The sequence below is a fragment of the Ancylobacter sp. TS-1 genome (assembly GCF_009223885.1).
GTDB lineage: Bacteria > Pseudomonadota > Alphaproteobacteria > Rhizobiales > Xanthobacteraceae > Ancylobacter.
This window is the reverse complement of the sequence record NZ_CP045144.1, coordinates 695,550-720,143: the sequence shown is the minus strand read 5'-3', so window position 1 is coordinate 720,143 and position 24,594 is coordinate 695,550. Positions and strand designations below refer to the sequence as shown.

23 protein-coding genes are annotated in these 24,594 nt (G+C 65.5%); 10 read left to right on the top strand and 13 right to left on the bottom strand.

Annotation, left to right across the window (positions count from 1 at the left end; genetic code table 11):
- Positions 1-95: 95 nt before the first annotated feature.
- Complete coding sequence (locus GBB76_RS03450) at positions 96-311, bottom strand: helix-turn-helix transcriptional regulator (protein WP_152301990.1); 216 nt, start codon at positions 309-311, stop codon at positions 96-98.
- A 226-nt stretch (positions 312-537) separates the two neighbouring features.
- On the opposite strand from GBB76_RS03450, the gene GBB76_RS03445 reads away from it, so the two are divergent.
- The gene (locus GBB76_RS03445; RefSeq protein ID WP_246669025.1) at positions 538-1,263 is read left to right on the top strand and encodes a hypothetical protein; all 726 of its coding nucleotides are present in this window, start codon (positions 538-540) and stop codon (positions 1,261-1,263) included.
- A gap of 72 nt (positions 1,264-1,335) precedes the next feature.
- Here the strand turns inward: GBB76_RS03445 and GBB76_RS03440 are convergent, their stop codons facing one another.
- Genes GBB76_RS03440 through GBB76_RS03430 form a run of 4 tightly spaced genes read right to left on the bottom strand, consistent with a single transcriptional unit; the run spans position 1,336 to position 3,303 of the window.
- A complete protein-coding gene (locus GBB76_RS03440; protein WP_256366648.1) occupies positions 1,336-1,722 on the bottom strand; it encodes a very short patch repair endonuclease in 387 nt (128 codons plus the stop codon).
- On the bottom strand, positions 1,682-1,771 hold the full coding sequence (locus tag GBB76_RS19000) for a hypothetical protein (protein ID WP_371717066.1): 90 nt from the start codon (positions 1,769-1,771) through the stop codon (positions 1,682-1,684). The genes GBB76_RS03440 and GBB76_RS19000 overlap by 41 nt, the downstream gene beginning before the upstream one ends.
- 55 nt (positions 1,772-1,826) lie before the next feature.
- Positions 1,827-3,056 carry a hypothetical protein gene (locus GBB76_RS03435; RefSeq protein WP_152301989.1) on the bottom strand — a complete coding sequence of 410 codons (1,230 nt, stop codon included), beginning with the start codon at positions 3,054-3,056 and terminating at the stop codon, positions 1,827-1,829.
- A gap of 1 nt (position 3,057) precedes the next feature.
- Positions 3,058-3,303, bottom strand: coding sequence for a helix-turn-helix domain-containing protein (locus GBB76_RS03430; RefSeq protein WP_152301988.1), 246 nt, complete (start codon positions 3,301-3,303; stop codon positions 3,058-3,060).
- Positions 3,304-3,446: 143 nt separating this feature from the next.
- Here GBB76_RS03430 and GBB76_RS03425 point away from each other — a divergent pair, with 143 nt between their 5' ends.
- On the top strand, positions 3,447-5,840 hold the full coding sequence (locus GBB76_RS03425) for a DNA cytosine methyltransferase (RefSeq protein ID WP_152301987.1): 2,394 nt from the start codon (positions 3,447-3,449) through the stop codon (positions 5,838-5,840).
- Here GBB76_RS03425 and GBB76_RS03420 read toward each other — a convergent pair whose 3' ends face one another.
- The gene (locus GBB76_RS03420; RefSeq protein WP_152301986.1) at positions 5,841-7,178 is read right to left on the bottom strand and encodes an McrC family protein; all 1,338 of its coding nucleotides are present in this window, start codon (positions 7,176-7,178) and stop codon (positions 5,841-5,843) included.
- Positions 7,126-8,478 carry an McrB family protein gene (locus GBB76_RS03415; RefSeq protein WP_152301985.1) on the bottom strand — a complete coding sequence of 451 codons (1,353 nt, stop codon included), beginning with the start codon at positions 8,476-8,478 and terminating at the stop codon, positions 7,126-7,128. The genes GBB76_RS03420 and GBB76_RS03415 overlap by 53 nt, the downstream gene beginning before the upstream one ends.
- Before the next feature lie 842 nt (positions 8,479-9,320).
- Between GBB76_RS03415 and GBB76_RS03410 the strand changes: the two genes are divergently transcribed.
- Positions 9,321-9,965: a hypothetical protein gene (locus GBB76_RS03410; RefSeq protein ID WP_152301984.1), complete on the top strand. Its 645-nt coding sequence runs from the start codon at positions 9,321-9,323 to the stop codon at positions 9,963-9,965.
- A gap of 188 nt (positions 9,966-10,153) precedes the next feature.
- Here GBB76_RS03410 and ybaK read toward each other — a convergent pair whose 3' ends face one another.
- Entirely contained in the window at positions 10,154-10,627 is a 474-nt protein-coding gene (gene ybaK, locus GBB76_RS03405) for a Cys-tRNA(Pro) deacylase (protein WP_152301983.1), read from the bottom strand.
- 210 nt (positions 10,628-10,837) lie between these two features.
- Here ybaK and GBB76_RS03400 point away from each other — a divergent pair, with 210 nt between their 5' ends.
- Positions 10,838-11,857 (top strand): murein L,D-transpeptidase family protein, encoded by a 1,020-nt coding sequence (locus tag GBB76_RS03400; protein ID WP_152301982.1) that lies wholly within the window; start codon positions 10,838-10,840, stop codon positions 11,855-11,857.
- A gap of 81 nt (positions 11,858-11,938) precedes the next feature.
- Positions 11,939-12,325: a hypothetical protein gene (locus tag GBB76_RS03395; protein WP_202911160.1), complete on the top strand. Its 387-nt coding sequence runs from the start codon at positions 11,939-11,941 to the stop codon at positions 12,323-12,325.
- Between the two features lie 14 nt (positions 12,326-12,339).
- Here GBB76_RS03395 and eutC read toward each other — a convergent pair whose 3' ends face one another.
- On the bottom strand, positions 12,340-13,173 hold the full coding sequence (gene eutC, locus GBB76_RS03390) for an ethanolamine ammonia-lyase subunit EutC (protein ID WP_152301981.1): 834 nt from the start codon (positions 13,171-13,173) through the stop codon (positions 12,340-12,342).
- Positions 13,170-14,558: an ethanolamine ammonia-lyase subunit EutB gene (locus tag GBB76_RS03385; RefSeq protein WP_152301980.1), complete on the bottom strand. Its 1,389-nt coding sequence runs from the start codon at positions 14,556-14,558 to the stop codon at positions 13,170-13,172. The genes eutC and GBB76_RS03385 overlap by 4 nt, the downstream gene beginning before the upstream one ends.
- A 169-nt stretch (positions 14,559-14,727) precedes the next feature.
- Between GBB76_RS03385 and GBB76_RS03380 the strand changes: the two genes are divergently transcribed.
- The 3 genes from GBB76_RS03380 (at position 14,728) to GBB76_RS03370 (ending at position 17,448) form a co-directional block, all read left to right on the top strand.
- The gene (locus GBB76_RS03380; protein WP_152301979.1) at positions 14,728-15,471 is read left to right on the top strand and encodes an alpha/beta fold hydrolase; all 744 of its coding nucleotides are present in this window, start codon (positions 14,728-14,730) and stop codon (positions 15,469-15,471) included.
- Between the two features lie 121 nt (positions 15,472-15,592).
- Positions 15,593-16,648, top strand: coding sequence for an agmatinase (speB, locus tag GBB76_RS03375; RefSeq protein ID WP_152301978.1), 1,056 nt, complete (start codon positions 15,593-15,595; stop codon positions 16,646-16,648).
- Positions 16,648-17,448 (top strand): carbon-nitrogen hydrolase family protein, encoded by an 801-nt coding sequence (locus tag GBB76_RS03370; protein WP_152301977.1) that lies wholly within the window; start codon positions 16,648-16,650, stop codon positions 17,446-17,448. The genes speB and GBB76_RS03370 overlap by 1 nt, the downstream gene beginning before the upstream one ends.
- Positions 17,449-17,562: 114 nt before the next feature.
- On the opposite strand, the gene oxlT is transcribed toward GBB76_RS03370, so the two are convergent.
- Complete coding sequence (gene oxlT, locus GBB76_RS03365; protein WP_152301976.1) at positions 17,563-18,873, bottom strand: oxalate/formate MFS antiporter; 1,311 nt, start codon at positions 18,871-18,873, stop codon at positions 17,563-17,565.
- A gap of 636 nt (positions 18,874-19,509) precedes the next feature.
- Between oxlT and GBB76_RS18705 the strand changes: the two genes are divergently transcribed.
- Positions 19,510-19,653, top strand: a complete 144-nt coding sequence (locus tag GBB76_RS18705) for a hypothetical protein (RefSeq protein WP_202911159.1) — start codon at positions 19,510-19,512, stop codon at positions 19,651-19,653.
- A gap of 151 nt (positions 19,654-19,804) precedes the next feature.
- A complete protein-coding gene (locus GBB76_RS03360; RefSeq protein WP_152301975.1) occupies positions 19,805-21,154 on the top strand; it encodes an MFS transporter in 1,350 nt (449 codons plus the stop codon).
- A gap of 64 nt (positions 21,155-21,218) precedes the next feature.
- On the opposite strand, the gene GBB76_RS03355 is transcribed toward GBB76_RS03360, so the two are convergent.
- Both GBB76_RS03355 and GBB76_RS03350 read right to left on the bottom strand, forming a co-directional pair.
- Entirely contained in the window at positions 21,219-21,902 is a 684-nt protein-coding gene (locus tag GBB76_RS03355) for a response regulator (RefSeq protein WP_152301974.1), read from the bottom strand.
- Positions 21,899-24,592 carry a sensor histidine kinase KdpD gene (locus GBB76_RS03350; RefSeq protein WP_152301973.1) on the bottom strand — a complete coding sequence of 898 codons (2,694 nt, stop codon included), beginning with the start codon at positions 24,590-24,592 and terminating at the stop codon, positions 21,899-21,901. The genes GBB76_RS03355 and GBB76_RS03350 overlap by 4 nt, the downstream gene beginning before the upstream one ends.
- Between the last annotated feature and the right edge of the window lie 2 nt (positions 24,593-24,594).

The window sequence follows — 24,594 nt, the reverse complement described above, 5'->3', positions numbered from 1 at the left end:
ACTGGCAGTCGCGGTGCGGAAAAGCTGCAAAGGAACTGCCGCCGAACCGCACTGAAGTCGCAGCGATCTTGCGCAGGAGCCGCGGTCGCTGAGGCCTAGGCCGGCGCTGACGGCTTGCGGAAGCGCACACCGGCGCCGCCGCCATTCTCTGGAATAAACTCGATGCCGGCGGCTTCGAGAGCCGCTTGAATACGCTCAACCGTTGCCGCTTTTAATGTCTCACCGCGCTCGAAACGGGTCACGGTTTGTGTGGAAACGGCAGCCTGGTTCGCCAAATCGCGCACGCCCAAACCGAGAGCGGCGCGGGCCATTTTGCATTGCGCAGCACTCATATGAATCACGACACTGTAGTGATTTTTGATTGCCGTTGCTTCATGTCGTCGCTATCCTTCTGCGCCTAGGCGGCCGGACACGTGTTTGCCCCACGTATCCGGCCTGACCACAACCAAGCTGCGTGGAGCTCGGATCATGGCTGATTCTGAGACTAGCACGAGTCTGTCCCGGCCATCCCGGAGGGACGTTCTCTCTGCCGCCCTGATGACGATCGGCGGCACTTCCTTCAACAGTTCGGCTGCGGCCGAACCGCAGGATCATCGCGCAACGGATGCGGCTGTCCTTGCATGGAAAGCGTGGCGCGCCGCGCATCGGCGCACGCTCGCTCTTTGCCAGAAACAGCAGCGATTGGAATCCGAACTGGCGCGGACGGTTGGGTTTCCGCAGGCGGTTCTTGCTGCAGACGAATTGCCGTTACCAATGCGGATCGCCTCCCTGCGGCAGTTCGATGAGCTTGCGGCCGATCTGCCATCGCTTTGCGCGCGCCGTGACGAAGTGGTCGCCGCGCTGCGCACGCATCAACGGCTCTGGGACGACGCGGACCGCGCCATTGGCTACACCGCCACCAGACAGCAAGAGGCGGCGGCATCCGTCGATGAAGAGCGACTGATCGCGAGGCTCTTTGCGGCAGACGCCACGTCTCTGCGCGGTCTCTCCGCAAAGCTCGACTCGCTGATTGCCCTCGGCGCTGATGGCGCCGAGCGGCGGCATTTCCCGTGGCCGGAGCTGCGGCGCATTCGTAGGGATGTTGCGCGACTTGCGCGCCTTCCGCGAATGAAGTCCGGTGACGGCCTGCCCAGAACAATGGCCGAATTACCTATGAGGGAAACGCAAGGTTGCTCGGTGGAGCAATACGACAATTCGTGCGCGTACCCATACCCATCTGAAAGTTCGTCCGAAAACTCCCGTCTGCAACCGGACACCGACTGATATCTGGGGTCTGGTCACCGACTCCAGCTCGCGGCCGCTGCCGCTGGTCTCAAAGCACCACGATCGCGGAACCTACTCCGTGATTTCCGGAACTCTCTGACTGCAAATCGTCGCTGTACTTCCCCCGAAGCAGAGGAAGTCGGCCACTGCTCCGGCCACCTCCTCCGGCCGTCGCCTGCCCACACCCCGGAACGAGCACTCCCATACCGTAAGGACTCGCCATCCAAGTTCGAGAAGCTGGTTCTTGGTGTTGCGGTCTCGGGCTTGATTTCGTTCGATCTTTTCTAACCAGAAGGCGGTATTCGTGGCTGGTGTCACTCCGTAGCGACAGTCGTGGCCGTGCCAAAAGCACCCATGGAAGAAGACGGCGGCGTGATATCGCGGTAAAACTAAATCAGGTGTGCCGGGTAGGCGTCGTTCATGAAGCCGATACCTGAAGTCCGCGCGCGTGTAGCGCACGACGCAGGACCATTTCGGGCCCTGTATCTCGGCCGCGAATCATCGACATATTGTGTGACCGCTGCGCCAGCGTAAGCGGATCAGGTCGCGTCGCAACGCGACTCTCACGCGGTGGGTGACTCATCCAACTTCCACTTGGCCAGTGAGATTTCGGTGTCGCCCGTCACTAGGACAAAGCGGTCGTCCACCAGTCGGACGAGAAGATGCCAGTAGGTCCGATCCGCCTCCCGGTTTGTCACGTTCATCCGGTCCAGATGCCGAGCAATCTCGGCAGCTGGTACAAGATAGAGGTCGCCGCAGTCTGCGGCGCAGAGGGCGATCCAAGCGTTCTGCGCCTCCTCCAGCCACGCCTTCTGAGTGTCATAATAGGCGTACCAGTAGGCTTGATAGCTGCGCGCGTAGCGCTTGGAGACGGCCACGACCACCCGCGCAGAGCCGTCGGCAGTCTCGAACAGAGAACGACGGCGGCGCACAAGGCGCACTCCGAGGCGACGGGAGATCCGCTCGGCGGCGGCCTCGCGAAATGATTCGGTCGACGGCGCCGGAAGCCCGGAAGCCTGCCGTCGTGACTCACGTCGCCCGGAGGAGGTGGCGTCTTCAAGCAGCTCAGCCTCTGAGGTCGCTTCCTCCACGTCCTGTCGGACGCGGAATACAAGATCGACTATACCGTCCAAACGGGTGTACTCTACAGGTCTGAGCAGCGCGCGGATCTGGGCGGCGACAGCAGCAGCCTCGGCGTTCACTTTGACTTCCAAGAGTCGCACCAAAGCCGCAATGCCGATCATACGCATGGTCCAAGCGTGGCGCGAGCCGCGGATCTGAGCCTCGAGTGCCCCAGTTTCCTTGCGTCCCACGACGAAGAGTATGGAGGCCTGTTCGGACACGCGTCCGGCATCGATCAGCCTTTGGCGGTAAGCCTCAATCACGTTCAGATCTATGCTGTAGGCCTCAGTGGTCTTGACTTCGACCACCAAATCCCCGCCCTGCCCATCTCGCCATATGCCATCATAGCCGATCGCGTCGCGCCTGCCCTGGTAGAGGCCATCCTCCACATTGAAGTCGAGGCGCCGGCCGATCTCGTTGACTACGTCTTGGAGGGCTAGACCGCTGCCGTCGAAGCCGTTGCGTGACCGTCGACCGCCAGCTTCCTCAATACATTCGGCTACGTAACGAGCAAGCATGTCGGCGTCTGCGTCGGCCAGGAAGGCCCGAAATTCCCGGGCGCATTCGGAGCCGTCTCTCAGCCGCCCGTCTCCAGCAGCAGAGACGACCTGCTCCAAGGAGAGTGTGCGAACCTCCTCAGGGCGGGCGTTCCAGAAAGCTAGCAGCGCCATGTTAAGAGCCCTCGGCGCAGGGCCCGGCCCCGACCCCGGCAAACAGCTCGCCGATAGTAAGTTCGAGCGCCCGGGCGAGGCTGAAGAGCGTTGTCAAGCTGGCATTGCGTTCGCCGCGCTCAAGGAACCCGACATAGTTGCGGTGGAGCCCGGCCCGTTCGGCGAGTTGCTCCTGACTTAGACCGAGCACCATACGTCGGCGACGAATCGCCTGCCCGGCCTCGAGGAGATCAGTATGTTGGGTCACGGATTGATCTTGCTAAAATGCGACATTTCTTCTACACACTGACAGTGTGCATTTGACATGATCGTGGTACCTTCATTCCGCGACCGGACCTGAAGTCGACAAACCCCAAGGCGAAACTGCCCGACCTGAGTATTATCCTTCTGATGACCGCCATGACGAATCATAATCCGACGCCTCCTGCCTCCGGCTCCCTTATGTCCAGGGTGCGAACTGCCATCGAGACGCGGGGTTTTACCCTTTCAGCCGCCGCCCGGGCCATTGGCGTCGGTATGGGAACGTTACAGAACCACCTCGCCGGCGAGCACGTCCGCAGTGACTCCGCTCGAAAATACGAAAACTGGCTGGCCGGCCGCCAAGATGGGACCAATGTCTTCGTTCTGCCCGAGCGGACGGAAGAACACATAGTGGACGCACTGGTTCCGGCGCCGGTGCCGCCCGCGCGGCCGCGTTATGTAGTGGACATCTTTTCGGGCTGCGGTGGGCTAAGTCTCGGCTTCGACCTTTATGACGGTGGCCGGCAGTTCCGAACCGTGCTGGCCATCGATAACCAGGCGGCGCCCGTAGCTGTTTTGAACAGCAACGTTCGCACCATGGGACGCGGCAACCGCGACGTCGGTCGACAGATGGATTTGACAGAGTTCTTGAACGAAGCGGAGTTCCTCGCTTTTTACGTCCAGCATGCCTCCGACGTGTTGGGCGACGCCGCTCTGGCCGCCGCTCTTGCGGCCCTATCAAATGGCGCCTTTCCAACATTTCTGGCCCGGATTGCTGCGGCGGATCACGCTTTTCTCGAATCGCTCAATGAGATCCGTATCGGAGCAGCTTGGCGTGAGGCCAGCGACGGCCTCGATCGCCAGGCGCTAAGCCAAACTTCAGTGATCGGTTTTCATGAGAAACTAAAGCTGCCGCGCACCTCAAGCCGAGACGCATCACTATCACTTGTACTATGGGCGGGTGCTGAACGTCTCCCGGTGCGCGGCTCCCGTGTCCGCCCTGTAGCGGACGAGATTAACGCGGCCCGTGCGGAATGGGACCGAGAAGTCGCGGTAATATCTGAGAAACAGGCGGCGACCGGCCGAGGCCAATTGACAGCCTCTGCGCGACGAGTCGGGGCTTTTGTAGCCTTCCTGGGGACTCCAGCTATGGCGAAAGTTCGAGACGCGTGGGTCCGTTGGAGGGCTGAGCGCCTAACTTTACGCGCCGGCCTGTTCGAAGATGCTGGTTTCGCCGAAGCGTTGGGGCGACTCTACGCTGAAAGCTGCCCGGTGTCGGTTCTGGTCGGTGGACCGCCGTGCCAGGGCTTCAGTCGCATAGGTCGGGGCAAGATTCGGAGCTTACGCGACGCGCGGGTCCAAGTTCATGGCAGTGCCGAAGCAGGAGATGCGCGCAACCTATTGTTCCAGAGGTATGTGATGGTTCTCGGCGCCCTGCGCCCGGACACCTTTCTTTTCGAGAACGTACAGCATTTTCAGTCGACGGTGAAAGCTGACGGCGTAGAGTTTCAAGCTACAGAAGTTCTGGCCGAGGCAATTGCGGCCATGTCCGAGGGCGAAGTGACCTACGCCGTGTCATCTCGTGTGCTCGACGCCTCCCGTCACGGCGTGCCACAGGCGCGCCAACGCTACTTCATGTCGGGCGTCCGAACGGATCGGCCAACCGCCGAAGTGGACGCCCGAACATGTCTGGACCTCCGCCGTTTGCCGGAGGCGCGGCTGGGGCAGGCCTTGGCGGGACTCGGCTCGCCTGTGGCGGTCGGTGGAGAATCTTCAGCAGACGCCATGTCCAAGCCGGCTACGGCAGCGACGGCGGGCGCCGATCCTTTCACCACTTGGATTCGCCAACCCCGTCCCGGAACCGCTATCGCCCCGGAGACTGTCGACAGCCATGCAGTGCGTGCGCCGCGGGCCGACGACGCGGCATTTTTCGCCTTGATGGGGCCAGGCCGTCGTTGGATGGACTATCGCGCCGACGATGCGGAGACGGTAGATGCTCTGGCGTGCGTGCTTGACGCCCTGCTGGCGATACCCGCCTCCGTACTGGACGCCACTACCCGAGCGGCCTGGAAAGCTGGTCAGGAACTACCACATCGTGAGGCGCTAGCAGACCTCCGAGCGCGGATCGACGGCTCGCTCCCGCTACGCCTTCTCCTTGAACAAGCCGGCGAGAAACTGGGCGCGCAACATCACTTGCTGACTGAAAGCTATTTGTCCAAAAGAGAAGGCAATCATGGCGACTGGGTCGCCCGCATGGATGCGACGCGACCATCTAAGACGATAGTCAGTCATATGGGAAAGGACACCTACGCCTATGTCCATCCCTATGAAGCGCGCACAATTTCGGTTCGGGAGGCAGCTCGCGTTCAGAGCTTTCCCGATTGGTTCACCTTCGATAGCGCATCGCTGACGGACGCTTTCAAGATGGTCGGTAACGCCGTGCCGCCCTTGCTGAGCCATAACATCGCCGAACGACTTGCTCGTATCCTATCGGCCCGTGAAGGGGCCACAAAGGCGCGCGGTGAACGCCGCCGCCTGGGGTAATTAGCCCACCGCTGGCCAAGAGAGATCGCACAGCGTCCGGCAGAGCGCGGTGCGCAGGGTCAAAGCTGCCGTGTTCGTGCCGATTAGAACCGGCAGCCGCACGCCAAGAATGTCCACCTGCCGCTCCAATCCGCGCAGCCTATAGGTGGCTTGGCGCAGTGCCGGACCTGGCCCCTCAGATAGAGGGGCCACAATAAAGCCGGCCTTTGCCTCGAATGCCGCAACATATGCCGTCAGCTGATAGACGTCGCGTTCCGTCGGCTGCGGTGCGCCATCGCCGTTGAATATTCTTTTCCATTTCGCGTCTCCGACCACAACAGGAGTGTGATCCCGATTGAGAAGGAAGTCTGGTCGCAGATCGACTAGTCCTCCCGACGCATCGCTGCGCAGTAGTGCACCGCCCGCGCGCGTTAGTCTCAGGCCATGTAGCGCCAGACCGTCCCGCAGGACCCGCCGTACCGCAGCTTCAAAAAGACCGTGCAAAGGCACGAGGACCGCGATAGCCGCCACGGCCCCGCCGCGCGTGGGATCGGGATGCCCCTGTAAGAGGAAAAGTCGGGCCAGCGCTAGCAGAGGCGCCCAGGCTACTTCGGAGGGTGTCGGAACCAGACCGTCTAAGTCACGTAGATTGGGCATGACCGCCTCCACTCCGCCCAATCGGTCCAAGAGCTGGAGGCAGCGTCCGCGAGTCGCCATGCTACCGGTGCGTTCACTGAGGGTCGCGATGAGCCAACGGATGATCCGACTAACCGGGTTGTTGCGGGACAATGGTGCGTGCCGGACAGTGAGTTCGAAGGCACGTCCTGGCCGCTGCCGCACGAGATGGCGCAACTCCACGCGGCCGCGCACGGCCGAGGAAGACTCCTCTTGCACTGTGTAGCGGCGCGGCGGTCCCTCCTCCAGCAACTTTGCTGCCAGACGGCTGGCCCACGTGAAGACTATCTCAAGCAGATCGCCACCTTCCTTCGCTACGCCGGCCTCGGACAGGCCGAGATCGTTGGGCGCGCCGACATAGCGGAACAGCGCGCCGAGGAAGGCAACATCGTCGCCGCGGGCCGCACCGTCATTGGTCTTGGGCAGAATCTCAACGACAACCTCGCCGATATCAACCACTCCGACTACCCCGAGCGCATGCAGGCGACGCCCACGCGTCTCGAACCCCGATACGCCTACGCGCAGAGCCGCTGCTGTCAGCCGCTCGCGGATGCGGGGCGTATCTAAGTTCTGAGGTAAAGGCACCGGAGCGAACTCGCGCGCGGTGACAACGGGGATTGGCCGTCGCAAGTCATACTCCGCTAGCCGGTACGGAAGGGAATCGCGCCGCGAAACGCGCACCATCCCAATCGGGTTCGCGCGGATGCCACCATGCTGCAGGCCTGGTTACTGGGTCAGGATCAAACCGTCCCAGCGCCTGTAGCGCTTCGGCGAGATCGTCCATTGGCTCTTCCACAAATAGATCGTTCCCGGCAACAAAACGGACCAAACGCCCGTCGCCGCGGAACAGATCTACAAGGAAGGGAATGGTCTTCATGCGCAAAACATGAGCCACAGCCCGCAACCTGCCGTCTTCATCATCGCCATAACCCTCTCGGATGCGAAGTTCTTCGAGTTTATTCGACATATAATCCGCATGACCCACAAGGTTTTCAGGTCCATTAACCGCGGTGATGCGTCGATTTAGGTCGGAAAATAGCGATCGCAGGTCCAACCCAGCCCATTGGTCGGGCGTAAGCAAGGGCTCGGGCGGCACCGCCACGAAATCGAAGCGTCGGCGCAGCGCCAGGTCCACCGTCGACAATGACTTGTCCGCCGTATTCATTGTTCCTATGACCGATAGGCTCGCCGGCACACCCAACGGTTTGCCAGAATAGGTCAAGGTTACGCGGCGCTCCTCGCTAGCACCCTGCCGCTTGTCGAACTCCAGCAACGTGATGAGTTCGCCGAACACCCGACTTAAGTCTGCCCGATTAATCTCGTCGATCACCAACACGACGGGGGTGGGCTCGATTACGGTTCCGTCCCTCTGGAGCGCCTCATAGACAGCCGCATGACGGCCTGCATTGTTGAAAAAGGTACTGGGTACGCCGAGCTCCCGGGCCACTTGCTTCTTTCGGTCGTTCTCCTTGCCTGGGATTCGGAAGTCCTTAACGGGGCGCCCCTGGTCAGCAAACTTCTTAAGCGTCCAAAAATCCACGAAACCTTGGGCAGGCTCGTCCTCCTCCCCCGCCACTGCGTCGCCACGGGTGTTAGCGACCGTGGCTAGCACCAAGCCGCCGGCCTCGACATGTGTCACTCGATATCTGTCGTTCGGTCCGAGAAGCTGTCCCACGGCGAACCGATTAGCGCTGACAGCCGCACTCGCTGTTCTGCACGCCAGCAGGAATGGCCCCTGCGCAATTGAATAGATCACATTGCCTGTCGGTGTTTCCTCTGGACGAAAACCCTCGACAAAATCTTCGTAGGAATAGCTCGGATGGAACGTAACCCACACGATCCTTCCTTCCTCCACCAGTTGCTGATGGACAGCCTGCACGTTGTCTGATGCAGTCCCCGGGCGAAGAATGTCGACCGCCGCGCGCGCCGCGCGCCAGGTCTTCCCGGTACCGGGCGGCCCGGTAAACACCTTCATAACGGCCATGACGTCTCCGATTCTTTCATGCTTAGCATGGAGGCGGACATGATCCGTGTCACTCACGAGATCGACCACAGGTGCAGCTGTGCTGCGGCGGCAGTGGGCAATTAGGCGCGCCTAATGCTGAAGTCGCGAGATGAGCCTTCAGCGCCCGATCTGCGCGGCACTTTAAGAGCTGGCTCGAGAAATTTGGACAGCGGGGTTGGTGGATTCTCGCGTTCCGCGCGTTCCGCGTCGATGCGCAATTGACTGGTCAGGATGCCTCCCATTTTAGCGAGCGATGCCGCAAGCGGACCGCGAAGGAGTGCAACCATCATCGACATCGGCTCAACGCTGCTAGGGCGCCCTCTTCGACGCCGACCGAAGTCCCGATCAACGCCTAGTTATAAGGCTGCGTCATCCCACGGAGTGGGCCAGTTCGCATCTTTGCCACTCGCGGTCCACCTAGTCTATGTCTGGCAAGCTCCGAGGTGGAGCATGCGGGATTCGATCTCGGGTGATACGCACGTGCCGCGCGGATTTGTTTATTGACGTGCATGCCGGCACCCTAACTCGACACGTCGCTTAAGCCCATTCAACGGCGCCTTCTAAACTAATGCAATTTCAACGACATAGGTGTTCGCAGTTTCACTTTGGTCGGCGCGCCAGGCTTTTCAATGGGTCGCAACCCCATTGGTCAAAACCGTCTAATATTCGTCGAATAAAACTCGGCGGCTCCGCATAAACGGCGGTGAACATTGGCGGATGCACAGCAGCCCGACGAATCGCGTACTTGTTTGACAAGCTGCAATTCGAGCGCGGAAGCGATGCGAGACCAACACGGACATCACCTTTCTTGCCTCGCCGTGATGCTGCTTGCTGCAGCCGTGATCGTCACCACAGCGCTTAACGGTCCAATCTTCGATTTCTCGGCGACAAAATCAGGCGATGTTGCCGCATGGCTTCAATTCTTGGGCGCCATGGGTGCCATCTGGTTTGCGTGGAACCGAGCAAGCCAAGACGGCTTAGAGCGTGAACGGGAGAAGGCGCAGGCCACAAAGGCCGCAGATCGCCAGAAATTAATCAATTATCAGATCGCAGAAGACATGCATCGTCGATGTGTGGAAGTCCTTTTCCTATTTGCTCGAAACATAAAACTCGGCAGCCCAAAACTTTTCTTAGCTGGCGACGCTATTTCGGAGATAGATAAGATCATTGAAATAATTGATTCAATACTTATCTCACCACTTCCTTCACGAAATGCAGCCATTGATACTCCGGTCATGAGACAACACGCATTCGCAATAAGAAATGTTTACGGACGTGCTGTCGAACACATATCGAATTCGAAAGACGAAGAAGCGTTCGCTGAAATAGCAGAAGCAATACCTCTTCTAGTTAAATACGCTTATACCGACCGCAATGAGCATGGGCCAGTAGACATAGATAGCTTAAAGATTTTCAAACGATGGCGCGGAGCCTCTCGACCAAATCTGGAAGAGATTGGGCTCTGAGCTGCTAATTACGCGTCCGATGGACACCCCCGGCCGGAACCGGGGGCGGCGTGAGCGGCGTGGAGATCACCGCGACGGCGCGGATAGGGGAGAACCACTTCCCGCCGTCAGGCCTCGATCGCAGCGCCTAAGCAGTTCCGCGGCGCGCTGCTCTCTTTCGGACCGGCCTAGCCCGCGCATCCGCGCCCCTACGCCACGATCGGCGCGGCCACGGCGCCCAGCGCAGCCTGCGCGTCGCGCGGGTTGAGGCGCAGTTGCAGGCCGCGCTGCCCGCCATTCATGTAGACCTGATCGTGCTCCAGCGCCGCCGCCTCGATGACGGCGGGGACCTTGCGCATCTGGCCGAAAGGGCTGATGCCGCCGACCTTGTAGCCGGTCGCGCGCTCGGCCTCGGCCGGCTTCATCATCTGCGCTGACTTGCCCCCCAGCGCGGCCGCCAGCTTCTTCATCGACACTTCCCGGTCGGACGGCACGATCACGCAGGCCGGCCTGCCGTCGACCAGCGTCATCAGCGTCTTGAGCACGCGCGCCGGCGGCTCGCCGAGCGCGGCGGCGGCCTGCAGGCCGATATGGTCGGCGTCCGGGTCGTAGTCGTAGGCGTGCACGGTGAAGGCGATTCCCTCCTGTTCCAGTGCCTTGGTGGCGCGCGTCGCCTTCGACAATGCGGTCTCCCGATAGGTTACGGCGCGCGGCCGGCGGGTAACGCTTTGGATACCATAATCGCGCTACCTGTCGGCAAATGCCGCTCCGGCTCCGGCGGCGCCACCTCCACGCCCACTTTCCTCGTCACGGAAGAAGCGGCGGGGTGTTCGGGATGATCGGTCGGTTCGCCGTGATCGTCCACCCCGGTTGTGAGACCCAGGGCGCCTTCGATGAAGCTGTTGCGTACCGCCATCCTTGTCTGCCTTGCCGCCCTGCTCGCCGGCTGCGCCGGGGGGGACTATGACGACCGCGGCTCGCTGCCGATTCCGCCCAAGCTGATGCAGGAGATGGCGGCCAAGGGCATGAGCCCCGACGACCCCATCATGGTGCGCATCTACAAGAAGGAGAGCGAGCTGGAAGTGTGGAAGCGCACCAGTTCGGGCCGCTACGCGCTACTGAAGACCTATCCGCTCTGCCGCTGGTCCGGCAAGCTCGGCCCCAAGACCCGCGAGGGCGACCGGCAGGCGCCGGAGGGCTTCTACACCGTGTCGCGCGGGCTGATGAATCCGCGCTCGCAATTCTACCTCTCCTTCAATCTCGGCTATCCGAACCAGCTCGAGCGCGCGCTGGGCTATGGCGGCAGCGCGCTGATGGTGCACGGCGCCTGCACCTCGGCCGGCTGCTACGCCATGACTAATGACGGCGTGGGCGAGGTCTATGCGGTGGCGCGCGAGGCACTCGCCGCCGGCCAGCCGGGCTTCCAGGTGCAGTCCCTGCCCTTCCGCATGACTCCCGCCAATTTCGCCGAGCACCGCGCCGATCCGAACATGCCGTTCTGGCGCAACCTGAAGGAAGGCACCGACCTGTTCGCGGTGACGAGGGTGCCGCCCAACGTCTCGGCCTGCGGCGGGCGCTACCGCTTCACGCCCGGCAACGAGGCGGCGCCGCCCGCCGGCGATCCGCTGGCGCCCTGCCCGATGGCGGCGCCCGATCCCGCCGTCGAGGCGGTGGCCAGCAAGCAGGCGCATGACGAGCAGACCATCGCCCTGATTTCCGCCTCGCGCGGACCGGCGACCTGGACCTATGTCGACGGCGGCATGCACCCGAGCTTCCGCGAGATCCTGCGCCGCGCCGGCCCGCAGAAGCTGGCGGCGATGACCTCCGCCGACAAGGTGCCGGTCAGCACACCGGAGGCCGCGCTCGCCGACCCCTACAAGGGCGACGAGCCGCCGGAGACCGATATCCAGTAGCCGGTTTCCCGCTGCGGGGGGCTTTTCCCCGGAAGCCGCATGCGGCACATAGGCCCGCGAGGAAACGAGAGGCGGGAGACGATGGCCCCACGCGTAAGTCTGAGAGAGATGCAGGCGGAAGTCGCCCGCCTGCAGCGGCTGCCCTTCACCGCCGAGGAACTCGGCGTCATCCGGCAGGCGACGCCGATCGTGGCGCCGAAGCTCTCGGCCAAGTTCGAGCCGGATGACGGCTTCTGCTATCTCGCCGCGCCCAAGCTGCACATGGAATTCGCGGTGGTGAAGTCGGTGCGCCTGCGCCTTCCCTTCGGCATCGTGCTGCCGCGCTACACGATCTATATGGGTTTCGAGCACGGCGAGATCTGGGAGAAGGGCCCCACGGTCAACCGCCTGCGCGCCGTGGCCTTCGTGTTCCAGCGCCTCGCGGTCACCGACCGCTGGCTCGACGAGGAATACGGCCGGAAGCACTGAGGGGTTACCCCCCCTCAGCCGATGCGCGGCACGGGCGGCTGGCCGGCGACGAGGAGCAGGTCGCTCTCGTCCTTCAGGTTCACACCCGTCAGCCGGCGCGCCAGCGCCTCCTTGAGCAGCCAGGCCAGCTTGAAGGCGGCATGGGCGTGGGAGAGGCCCTCGCCGCGCACATTCGAGATGCAGTTGCGCTCGGCATCCGAGCGGCCGACGCGGGGCGCGAAGGTGAGGTAGAGGCCGAGGCTGTCCGGCGAGGACAGGCCCGGCCGCTCGCCGATCAGCACCACCACGGCCTGCGCCCGGAGCCGTTCGCCCACCTCGTCGCCCATCGCCACCCGCGCCTGGCTGGCGACGACGACGGGGGCGAGGCTCCAGCCCTCCTCCGCCACACGCTCCCGGAACGCGGTCAGGAACGGCACCGCCTGCGCGTGGATCGCGGTCGAGGACAGCCCGTCCGCGACCACGATGGCGATGTCGACCGCATCGCCCGCCCGCGCGCGCAGCAGGGCGCGGCTTTCGTCCGACAGCCGCCGGCCGAGATCGGGACGGCGCAGATAGGCGTCGCGCGCCGGCGCGGCCGAGGCGACCTCGACGGTCTCGAAGCCGAGCGCGGCGATGTCGGCGGCGGTGCGGGCGGAATCGAAGGGGGTGTGCACCGCGTCGCGCGCCTGCGCATGGGCGAGCGCGAAACGCAGCACCTCGCGGGTCGGCAGGCCGGTACCCGCGCGCCCGAGCGCGATGCGCGCCGGGGTGATGGCGGCCAGCTTTTCCCACACATCGTGGATCACGTAATCGACCGGCACAGCGCCGTCGTCTGCTCTTTTATTAGCCGGCTTCTGTTCGTTGCTCATGTCGCCCGCTCCGGCGCGACCGCCAGCAGCGGATGATTGCCGCGATGCGCCTTCAGGCGCCCGTCCGGCCCGGTGATGCCCATGCGCTGGAGCCACGCCTCGAACTCCGGCGCGCGCTTCAGGCCGAGCACCTCGCGCAGATAGAGCTGGTCGTGGAACGAGGTGGACTGGTAGTTCAGCATCACGTCGTCGGAGCCGGGAATGCCCATGATGTAGGTCACGCCGGCCGCCCCCAGCAGCGTCATCAGCGTGTCCATGTCGTCCTGGTCGGCCTCGGCGTGGTTGGTGTAGCAGACGTCGCAGCCGAGCGGCACGCCCATCAGCTTGCCGCAGAAATGGTCTTCCAGCCCGGCGCGGATGATCTGCTTGCCGTCATAGAGATATTCCGGCCCGATGAAGCCAACCACGGTGTTGACCAGCAGCGGCTCGAACGGCCGGCACACCGCATAGGCGCGCGCTTCCAGCGTCTGCTGGTCGACGCCGTGATGGGCGTTGGCGGAGAGTGCCGAGCCCTGCCCGGTCTCGAAATACATCACATTGTCGCCGAGCGTGCCGCGCTTGAGCGACAGCGCCGCCTCGCGCCCCTCCTTGAGGATCGCGAGGTCGATGCCGAAGGAGGTATTGGCCGCCTGCGTGCCCGCCACCGACTGGAACACGAGATCGACCGGAACGCCCCGGTTGATAACCTCCGTCGAGGTGGTGACATGGGTCAGGACGCAGGCCTGCGTCGGGATGTCGAAGCGCTGGATGATGTCGTCGGTCAGCTTCAGCAGTTCGCTCAGCGCGGGAATGCTGTCGGAAGCCGGGTTGATGCCGATCACCGCGTCGCCGCAGCCATAGAGCAGCCCGTCGAGGATGGAGGCGGTGATGCCGGCCGCGTCGTCGGTCGGATGGTTCGGCTGCAGGCGCACCGCCATCGTGCCCGGCAGGCCGATCGTGTTGCGGAACTTCGTCACCACCCGGCACTTGCGGGCGACCGCGATCAGGTCCTGATTGCGCATCAGCTTCGACACCGCCGCTGCCATTTCCGGCGTCACGCCCGGGGCCAGCGCCGCCAGCACCTCGGAGGTGGCGAAGGCGGAGAGCAGGAAGTCGCGAAAATCGCCGACCGTCATATGCGCAATCGGCCGGAAGGCGGCGGCGTCGTGCGTGTCGATGATCAGCCGCGTCACCTCGTCGGTCTCGTAGGGCACCAGCACGTCGCTGAGGAAGACCGACAGCGGCACCTCGGCGAGGCACATGCGGGCAGCGACGTTCTCTTCCGCCGAAGCCGCCGCGACGCCCGCCAGCATGTCGCCGGAGCGGAGCGGCGTCGCCTTGGCCATCAGGTCCTTCAGATCGGCGAAGGCGTAAGTCTGCGGCCCGACGACGTGGCGATACGACATGATGGACACCCTCTCGCGCCGTGTTCTGCTTGTTTCGGCGTCATGGCCAAAATGTATCCCGGCCGATGGGCGGCGGGAAGCGCGACGTGAGGTGGTCGACCCCATGCCAGCGCTGGACGGACGGCGCGCCAGCGGCTAGGACGCGCTCAAATCGCAGGGGAGATGCGCCATGGCCACCTACATCCTCATTCACGGCTCCTGGCACTGGGGCGGCTGCTTCCAGAAGGTGGCGAACATCCTCGGCGCCGCCGGCCATGCGGTGATCGCGCCGGACCTCGCCAGCCACGGCTTCGACACCACGCCGACCGCCGCCGTCACCGACATCTCCATCTATGCCGCCCCTGTGCGCGCGGCGCTGGAAGGGGTCGACGGCAAGGCGATCCTGGTCGGGCATTCGGTCGGCGGGGCGACCTGCACCTGGCTCGGCGAGGAGATGCCGGAGCGCATCGAGGCGCTGGTCTACCTCACCGGCTTCATGGCCCCGGCCGGCCGCTCGGCGCGCGATTTCGTCATGACGCCGACCTATCTCAAGGACCCCGCCATCGTGGAGACGCAGGGCATGCTGCGGCTCGGCAAGGAGGGGCTGGGCCTCGACCTGTCGCGGCGCGACCTGATCGCCCGCTCGCTCTATTCCGACTGCACCGAGCACGACATCGAGCGCGCTTTGCCGAACCTCGTGCGCGTCACCCCGCACGCGCCCTTCGCCGCCGTCTCGGCCATCACGCCGCATCGCTTCGGCCGGCTGCGCCGGCACTATGTCGAATGCTTGCAGGATCGCGGCCTGCCGCTCGCCGTGCAGCGCGAGATGCAGGCGGCGGTACCGGGGGCGCATCTGCACCAGCTCGACACCGGCCATTCGCCTTTCCTCAGCGCGCCGGAAGCGGTGGCGGAGATCCTGTTGAACATCCGCTGAGCCCGCGGCGCCACACCTTGCCGCATCCGACGAAGGGAGGGCGTGTGCCCCCTCCCCGGCCGCGCCGGCACCGGCTAGCCTGAGCGCACATCCAGAGCCATCAGGCCAGCACGAGGCACGAATGTCCGATCACGAGAAGCTCGACAGGCTGCGGGCCAAATATGCCGGCGTCGGCGGCGGGGTGGTGTACGACCCCACCTTTAAGCGCGTCGCCGAACTTCAGTTCAAGGATGGCGAGAAGCGCGTCTGGCCGTGGGCCGGCGCCGCCACGCTGCTCGATGCGCCCTACCGTCCCGACGTGCAGGAACTGGCCGATTTCGGCGGCCTCGACATGGTGCTGGTCGGCGTGCCGATGGACCTCGGCGTCACCAACCGCGCCGGCGCCCGCCTCGGCCCGCGCGCGGTGCGCGCCATCGAGCGGATCGGACCCTACGAGCACGTGCTGGGCATGGTGCCCGCCGCCGAGGTGAAGGCGGCCGACATCGGCGACGTGCCGTTCCGCTCGCGATTCAGCCTCGATAGCTGCCACGAGGACATCGAGGCCTTCTACAAGAAGATCGTCGCGGCCGGCGTCATCCCGCTATCGGTCGGCGGCGATCATTCGATCACCGGCTCGATCCTGCGCGCGGTCGGCGAGAAGCGGCCCGTCGGCATGCTGCACATCGACGCCCATTGCGACACGTCGGGCACCTATGAGGGCGCCAAGTTCCACCATGGCGGCCCGTTCCGCAACGCGGTGCTCGACGGCGTGCTCGACCCCGAACGCACCATCCAGATCGGCATTCGCGGCGGCGCCGAGTTCCTGTGGGAATTCTCCTATGAGAGCGGCATGACGGTGATTCACGCCGAGGAAGTGACCGGCCTCGGCATCCCCGCCATCATCGACAGGGCGAGGCAGGTGCTCGGCGACGGCCCGGTCTATGTCTCCTTCGACGTCGACAGTCTCGATCCCGCCTTCGCCCCGGGCACCGGCACGCCGGAGATCGGCGGGCTGACCTCGCGCGAGGTTCTGGAGATCATCCGCGGCCTGAACGGCATCGACGTGATCGGCGGCGACGTGGTGGAGATCGCGCCCCAGTACGACGCGACGTCCAACACCGCCCATGCGGCGGCGCAGGTTCTGTTCGAGATCTTCTGCCTCTCGGTGACGGCGCTCAAGGCGCGGCGGGGCCTGTGATGCGCCTCGCTTTGCTCCAGACGGCGGGCGACCCCGCCAATGACCCCGCCGCCAATCTCGACCGGCTGGAGGCGGCCGCCGCCCGCGCGGCGGCGGGTGGCGCCGACCTGCTGCTGGCGCCGGAGATGTTCCTGTCCGGCTACAATATCGGCCGCGAGGCGGCGCTCGCCGTCGCCGAGCCGACGGATGGCCCCGCCGCGCAGCGCGCCGGCGCCATCGCGCGCGCCCACAATATCGGCCTGTGCTACGGCTATCCCGAGCTTGGCGAGGGCGGCACGCTCTATAATTCCTGCCTGCTGATCGGCCGCGACGGCACGACCCTGCTCAACTTCCGCAAGACCCATCTGTTCGCCGCGCTCGACCGCGCCATGTTCGCGCCCGGCGAGGGCTCGGCGGCGCTGGCCGAGGTGGAGGGTTTCAAGGTCGGCATGCTGATCTGCTACGACGTCGAATTCCCCGAGGCGGTACGTGCGCTCGCTTTGGCCGGAGCCGACCTCGTGCTGGTGCCGACCGCCAACATGAAGCCCTATGACGCGGTGTCCCACTTCGTGGTGCCGTCGCGCGCCTTCGAGAACGAGCTGTTCGTCGCCTACGCCAATCGCTGCGGGCAGGAGGGCGAGTTGGACTATATGGGGCTGAGCTGCGTCGGCGATCCCAATGGCGGCAATCTGGTGCTGGCCGGCGAAGGCGAGGAACTGCTGTTCGCCGATCTTCTGCCCGAGCGGTTGGAGGCGGCGCGGGCGATCAACACCCATGTCCCCGACCGCCGGCCGGAAGTGTATGCCCGGCTGAGCCTCTAGGTGTCATCCCGGCCGACGGCGAAGCCGTAGAGCCGGGATCGCTCTCCATTCACGCAACGATCCCGGATCGGCCTTTCGGCCGTCCGGGATGACGTCCGTCACTGTCTGTCGTCTTCAGTGCGCGGGCGACTCGCGGCCCGTGGGCGCCGCCACCATGCCGTCCGCCTCCGCCGCCGTGCGCGCGATGAAGCGGGCGCGCAGCGGCTTGAGCACGAACAGGGCGAGCAGCGCCGCCGTGGCGTTCAGGCCGACCGCGATGGCGAACACCGCGTACCAGCCATAGATCGCCGCCACGACGCTCGCGATCGGCACCAGCAGCGCCGCCGTGCCCTTGGCGGTGTAGAGCATGCCGGCATTGGTCGCGGCGAACTTGGAGCCGAATGTGTCGCCGCAGGTGGCCGGGAACAGCGAGTAGATCTCGCCGAACACGCCGAAGAAGCCGGCCGTCGCCAGCACGAACACCAGCGGGTTCGAGCCGTGGAACACCATCACCAGCAGCATCACCGCCGCCGTGCCGAAGGCGATGAACATGGTGTTCTCGCGGCCGATCCGGTCGGAGACATAGCCGAAGATCGGGCGGCCGAAGCCGTCGAAGATGCGGTCGAGCGAGATGGCGAGGGTCAGCGCGGCGGCGGAGATGCCGAAGATGCTGACCGGCGTGTCGGCGACGCCGAGGTCGTGGGCGATCGGGCCGATCTGCGCCGCCGCCATCAGGCCGCCGGAGGCGACCATGACGAACATCAGATAGAGCAGCCAGAACACCGGCTTGGTCAGGGTCTGCGAGGGCTGGTAGTCGACCTTGCTCTGCGGCAGGCCCAGCGCCTTCTTCGGTGGGGCGATCTTGAACTTCGGCGGGTAGAGGAACTGCGCCGCGATCAGGACGATGACGCCCTGGCCGATGCCGAACCAGAAAAACGCGGTCTGGTAGCCATGCGCCGCGATGGTGTTGGCGATCGGCACCACGGTGAGCGCCGCGCCGGCGCCGAAGCCGGCGGCGGTGGCGCCCGCCGCGAGGCCGCGACGGTAGGGGAACCATTTCAGCGCGTTGCCGACGCAGGTTCCGTAGACCGAACCGGCGCCGATGCCGCCGAACACCGCGCCGGCATAGAGCATGGGCAGCGAGCCGGCATAGGAATTGATGATCCAGGACAGCGCGATCATCACCGCGCCGAAGGACAGCACGACGCGCGGGCCGTAGCGGTCGACGAACCACGCCTCGACCGGCACGAGCCAGGTCTCGGTCAGCACGAAGATGGTGAAGGCGGTCTGGATCGCCGCGCGGCCCCAGCCATGCGCCTGATCGATCGGATCGACGAACAGCGTCCAGCCATATTGAAGATTGGCGATCATCGCCATGCAGAGAATGCCGCAGCCGAGCTGGAACCAGGGTTCCCAGGCGCGGGTGCTCGTTGTGCTCGTTTCCATTGACGTTTCCTCGACCTGTTGGGTTCCGCGCAGGCTCTTGCCGGCCGCTTCGGACATCACGTTCCGCACCGGGGCGCGGCAGAAATGGCTTCCGCGGAATCACGAAGAACGAGGCAAAAACCCAGATCTTCAAATTACCGAACGTCATCAACTGCCGTTCGGTAAGTTACGCGCTTCCGCAAATACACAACATCGACTTTGATATGACAGATAACAGCTTCATCGAACGATTCAATATGAAATATACCAATGGATGCTTACGCAGCGAAAGATATGATTCACGTTCAACATGGGAGGTATTTTAAACTGATGAAGTCACCAGCCTGACAGTAGGCCCGCGCCTTCCTCAATTCTTTCGCATTCGACCGGACAGGACCGACGCAACGGTCACCGCCGGCTGCCGCAGCGGCGGGCCGGGTTGAAGCCCGTGCAAAGCCGGAATATCCCGGTGCGACGAAAGGCAGGGCGCGCCGATGCGTGCCCTGTTCCCTGCGTCAGCCGCAAGGTAAGTCGCGGCGGCCGGGCGGCGCGGCAGGGAACCGGCGGGCCTCCCCGGCGTTATGCTACCGCTCGCGGTCGCGCCGGCCCGCTCCGGGTGTCGCGGCCGGGGGAGAACCGAATGCAGGAGAAAGCTTCATGAGTCGCACAATGCTCGCCGTCGCCGTGCTGGTGCTGGCCGGCGTCGCCGCCGTCTTCGCCTATCAGGCCTATGAGCGCGACAGGAACTCGCTGCAGATCGAGGTCGGCCCGCAGGGCGTGAAGGTCGATCCGCCGGGCTGACCCGGCGCCCGCTACCGGGCGCGTTCGCGCCCTTCTGTTCGAAAGTATGAGGCCGGCGGGCTGCTTTTGCCGGCCTCGCGGTCTAAAAGGGCCTCCACTTCCGCCGCCCCGCGCCGCTGCGCCCGGCCGGCCGACCGTCCCGGAGCCCCCGATGACCTCCACTCTCGCTGCCGCACCTGCCGGCGCCGTTGCCAATCCCCGCTCCCGCGTCATCCTCGCGAGCCTGATCGGCACCACCATCGAATTCTACGATTTCTACGTTTACGCCACCGCTGCGGTGCTGGTGTTCCCGCACCTGTTCTTCCCGGCCGGCAACGACACGGCGGCGCTGCTCGCCTCCTTCGCCATTTTCGGCGCCGCCATGGTGGCGCGCCCGCTGGGGGCGATCTTCTTCGGCCATCTCGGCGACCGCAGCGGGCGCAAGGTGACGCTGGTCGGCGCGCTGCTCACCATGGGCATCGCGACCTTCCTCATCGGCGCATTGCCGACCTTCCATCAGGTGGGCTGGCTGGCGCCGGCGCTGCTGGTGGTGATGCGGCTCGCGCAGGGCTTCGCGCTCGGCGGCGAGTGGAGCGGCGCCGCGCTGGTGGCGACCGAGAACGCCCCACCCGGCAAGCGCGCCGTGTTCGGCACCTTCCCGCAGCTCGGCGCCCCGCTCGGCTTCATCCTCGCCAACGGTCTGTTCCTCGTCATTGCCGCTCTGATGCCGTCGGAGGATCCGAGCCGGCCGTCGGACGCCTTCCTGAACTGGGGCTGGCGCATCCCCTTCCTGTTCTCGATCGTGATGGTCGCCATCGGCCTGTGGGTGCGGCTCAACCTCGTCGAGAGCGCGGCTTTCGAGAAGACCGTGAAGGCCGGCAAGGTGCGCAAGCTGCCGCTGGCCGCAGTGTTCCACACCCATGGTCGGGAACTGGTGCTTGGCACGTTCTACATGCTGGCGACCTATGTGCTGTTCTACCTGATGACCACCTTCTCGCTCAGCTACGGCCGCGCCGCCGTGGCCGCGAAGCTGCCGGGGCTGGGCTACGACTACACGACCTTCGTGCTGATGATGATCATCGGCGTGGTGTTCTTCGGCATCTTCACCATGCTCTCGGGACCGTGGGCGGACCGCTGGGGCCGCCGGCGCACGCTGATCTCAGTGACGCTCGCCATCATTGCCTTCGGCCTCGTCTGGGTGCCGATGCTCGCCGCCGGCCCGGTCGGCGTGATGGCGTGGCTGATCCTCGGATTCAGCCTGATGGGCATGACCTTCGGGCCGATGGGCGCGCTGCTGCCGGAACTGTTCCCGGCCAATGTGCGCTACACCGGCTCGGGCATCGCCTACAACGTCTCCTCGATCCTCGGCGCCGCCGTCGCCCCGTTCATCGCCGTGGCACTGTGGAGCTACGGCGCCGGCAGCCCGTTCTGGGTCGGCGTGTACCTGTCATCCATGGCGGTGCTGACGCTGATCGCCCTTCTGCTGGGCCACGAGACCCGCGACGTCGACATCGACGCGTGAACGAGCGGACGCGTGAACGAACGCACGCGCAACCGCACGCCGGGCCGGATGAAACTCCGGCCCGCTAGACTCCGGCCCGGTAGCCGATGCCCGGCTCGGTGACGATGAGCGCGGGATTGGCTGGGTCCGCCTCGAGCTTGGTGCGCAACTGGCCGACATAGACGCGCAGATACTGCGTGTCGTGCTCATGCGCCGGGCCCCAGACATCGCGCAGAATCTGGCGGTGGGTCAGCACCTTGCCGGCATGGCGGGCGAGAAAGGCCAGCAGGTCGAATTCCTTCGGCGTCAGCTTGATCTCGGCCCCCTCGCGCAGCACGCGGTGGCGGGGAATGTCGATCTCGATGGCGCCGAGACGCAGCACCGGCGTCTCGCCCTTCTCCTGCATGCGGTGGCGCAGCGCCGCGCGCAGCCGCGCCATCAGCTCGCCGATACCGAAGGGCTTGTTGACGAAATCGTCGGCGCCGAGGTCGAGCGCCTCGATCTTCTCGATCTCGCGGTCGCGCGCCGAGAGCACCACGACCGGAATCTCCGACCATTCGCGCAGGCGCCGGAGCACCTCCTTGCCGTCCATGTCGGGCAGGCCGAGGTCCAGCACGATGATGTCCGGCCGCCGGTTCACCGCCAGCGCGAGCGCCTCCGTGCCGGTATCGGCCCGCAGGGCCGTATAGCCGTTGGCGGCAAGCGCCGGCGCCATGAAGCGGTGGATGGCCGGTTCGTCGTCGACGACGAGAACGCTGATGCCGGTCATGCCTCCCCCTCCGCCTTCGGCAGCGGCGCCAGCGGCAGCCGCAGCGCGATCCGCGCGCCGTTGCGCTGGCCGGGCGCGGGGCTGCGTGCCGAGACGCTGCCGCCATGGGCCTCGACGATTCCGCGGGTGATGGCAAGGCCGAGGCCGGAACCGTCGCCGCCATCCCCACTCCCCCGCGAGGCGCGCACGAACTTCTCGAACACGTGCGGCAGCGCCTCGGCGGGGATACCGGGGCCGTCATCGGTGACGGCGATCACAAGCTGTCCGTCGATGACGGTGGCGGACAGGCCGATGCGGGCATCGCGGCCGGCATAGCGCACGGCATTGGCGACGACATTGCCGAGCGCCTGATCCATCAGGCTCTGGTCGGCCTTCACCAGCGGAAGATCGGGCGCCGCCGTCACCACGAAACGTTGCGTCGCCCCGCGCCGGCGCACAGCCGAGACCGCTCGGTTCATCAGCTCCACCGCGTCCATCCAGTCCCGGTGGAGTTCGAGCGCGCCGGCCTCCAGCCGCGTCATGGAGAGCAGGTTGCGCACCATCTGGTCGAGATTCTCGGCCTCCTCGCGCATCTGCGAGAGCAGGTCGCGGCGGGTCTCCGCCGGAATGTCCGGCCCATAGTCGATCAGGCTGGTCGCGGCGCCGAGGATGGAGGCCAGCGGCGTGCGGAAATCATGGCTGATCGAGGCGAGCAATATGTTGCGCACGCGCTCGGTCTCGGCGGCGGTGCGGGCCCGCGTCACCTCGGCCGAGAGCATGGTGCGCACCAGCGCCGCCCCCGTCTGCTCGCAGAGCGATCCGACGATGCGCTCGCTTTCCGCGTCGAGCAGCGGGCTGTCCGGGCTGCGCTCGACGCCGACCACGCCGATGCGCGCGCCGCCGTCGGTGCCGCCCAGCGGGCGGAACAGCCAGGCGACGCTCGGCAGGGTGCCGGTGCCCGCCCCGGCCGCCTCGCCATGATCGAACGCCCAGGCGGCCGCCGTCATCGAGGCGGTGTCGAGCCGGTCCTCCGGCGGCCACGCGGCGCCGATGGAAAGCGTCCCCTGCTCTGCCAGCAGGATCACGCTCGGGCGCCCCAGCGTGGCGTGCAGCTCGACGACGGCGGCTTCCGCCACCGAAGCCCGGTCGGCGAGCGAGGAGAGCTTGCGGGAGAACTCGTAAAGCCGGCGCGTCGCCCGCATGCGCTGCGCGGCGATGCGGGTCTGCTCGCGCGCCCTCCCCGCCAGCGCCGAGATGATGACCGCGACGATCAGGAACACCAGCAGCGCCAGCAATTCGTGCGGGCGGGCGATGGTGAAGGTCTCGACCGGATCGATGAAGAAGAAGTTGTAGGCGAGGAAGGACAGGCCCGAGGCCAGGATCGCCGGCCAGACGCCATACAGCAGCGCCGGCAGCAGCACGGCGAGCAGATAGAGCATCGAGACATTGGGCAGCGCCACGAAGCGCGACAGGAACAGGCCGACGCTCGTCGCCACCGCGACCGCGAACGTCGCCGCCACGTAGCCGGGCAGCGGCCCCAGCGGCGGAAGCTGGAAGCGCCGGCGCGCCACGCCCTCGGCCTCGGCAGTGACGACATGCACCGCCACACCGTCCGCCGCCTTTACCAGCGCGTCGGCGAGCGAGCCGCGCAGCCAGGCGGCGGGACGGCGCCGGCGCGCCTTGCCGATGATGATCTGGGTGACGTTCTCGAAACGCGAGAAGCGCAGCAGCTCGGCGACGACATCGGGCGCGACCAGCGAACGGGTCTCGGCGCCCAGCGTCTCGGCGAGCCGCATGCCGGCCTCCAGCCGCTTGCGGTCCGGCCCCGACATGACATGACCGGGTCGCTCGACCGTCACCGCGAACCAGGTCGCGCCCATCAGGTCGGCGAGCCGCTTGGCTTCCCGCACCACGCGTTCGGCGGCGATATCGGGGCCGACGCACACCAGCAGCCGCTCGCCCGCCGCCCACGGCCCCTTGATGGCGGAGCCCTGCATGCGCTCGACGAGATCGCTGTCGACGCGGGCCGCCACCCGCCGCAGCGCCAGCTCGCGCAGCGCGGTGAGGTTGGAGGGCTTGAAGAAGCTCTGCACCGCCCGCGTCGCGGTGTCCTCGATATAGACCTTGCCGTCGGCCAGCCGCTTGATCAGCTCGTCGGAGGGCAGGTCGACGAGGATCATCTCGTCGGCCTTCTGCAACGCCGTGTCGGGCACCGTCTCGCGCACCCGCACGCCGGTGATGCGCTGCACGACGTCGTTGAGGCTTTCCACATGCTGGATGTTGAGCGTGGTCCACACGTCGATGCCGGCGGCGAGCAGTTCCTGAACGTCCTGCCACCGCTTGGGGTGCCGGCTGCCGTCGACATTGGAATGGGCGTATTCGTCGACCAGCAGCAGCCCGGGGCGCCGGACGAGCGCCGCCTCGAGGTCGAATTCCGGCACCAGCCGGCCGCGATAGGGCACGCCCTTGCGCGGCAGCACCTCGATGTCCGCGACCAGCGCCTCGGTCTCGGCGCGTCCGTGCGTCTCGACGATGCCGGCAACGACGTCGCCGCCCGCAGCCTTTGCGGCGCGGGCGGCGGAGAGCATCGCATAGGTCTTGCCGACCCCGGGGGCGGCGCCGAGATAGATCCGCAGCTTGCCGCGCGTCTCCCGTTCCGCTGCGGCCAGCAGCGCCTCGGGGTCGGCGCGCGAGGGGTCTTCCACGCTCATCG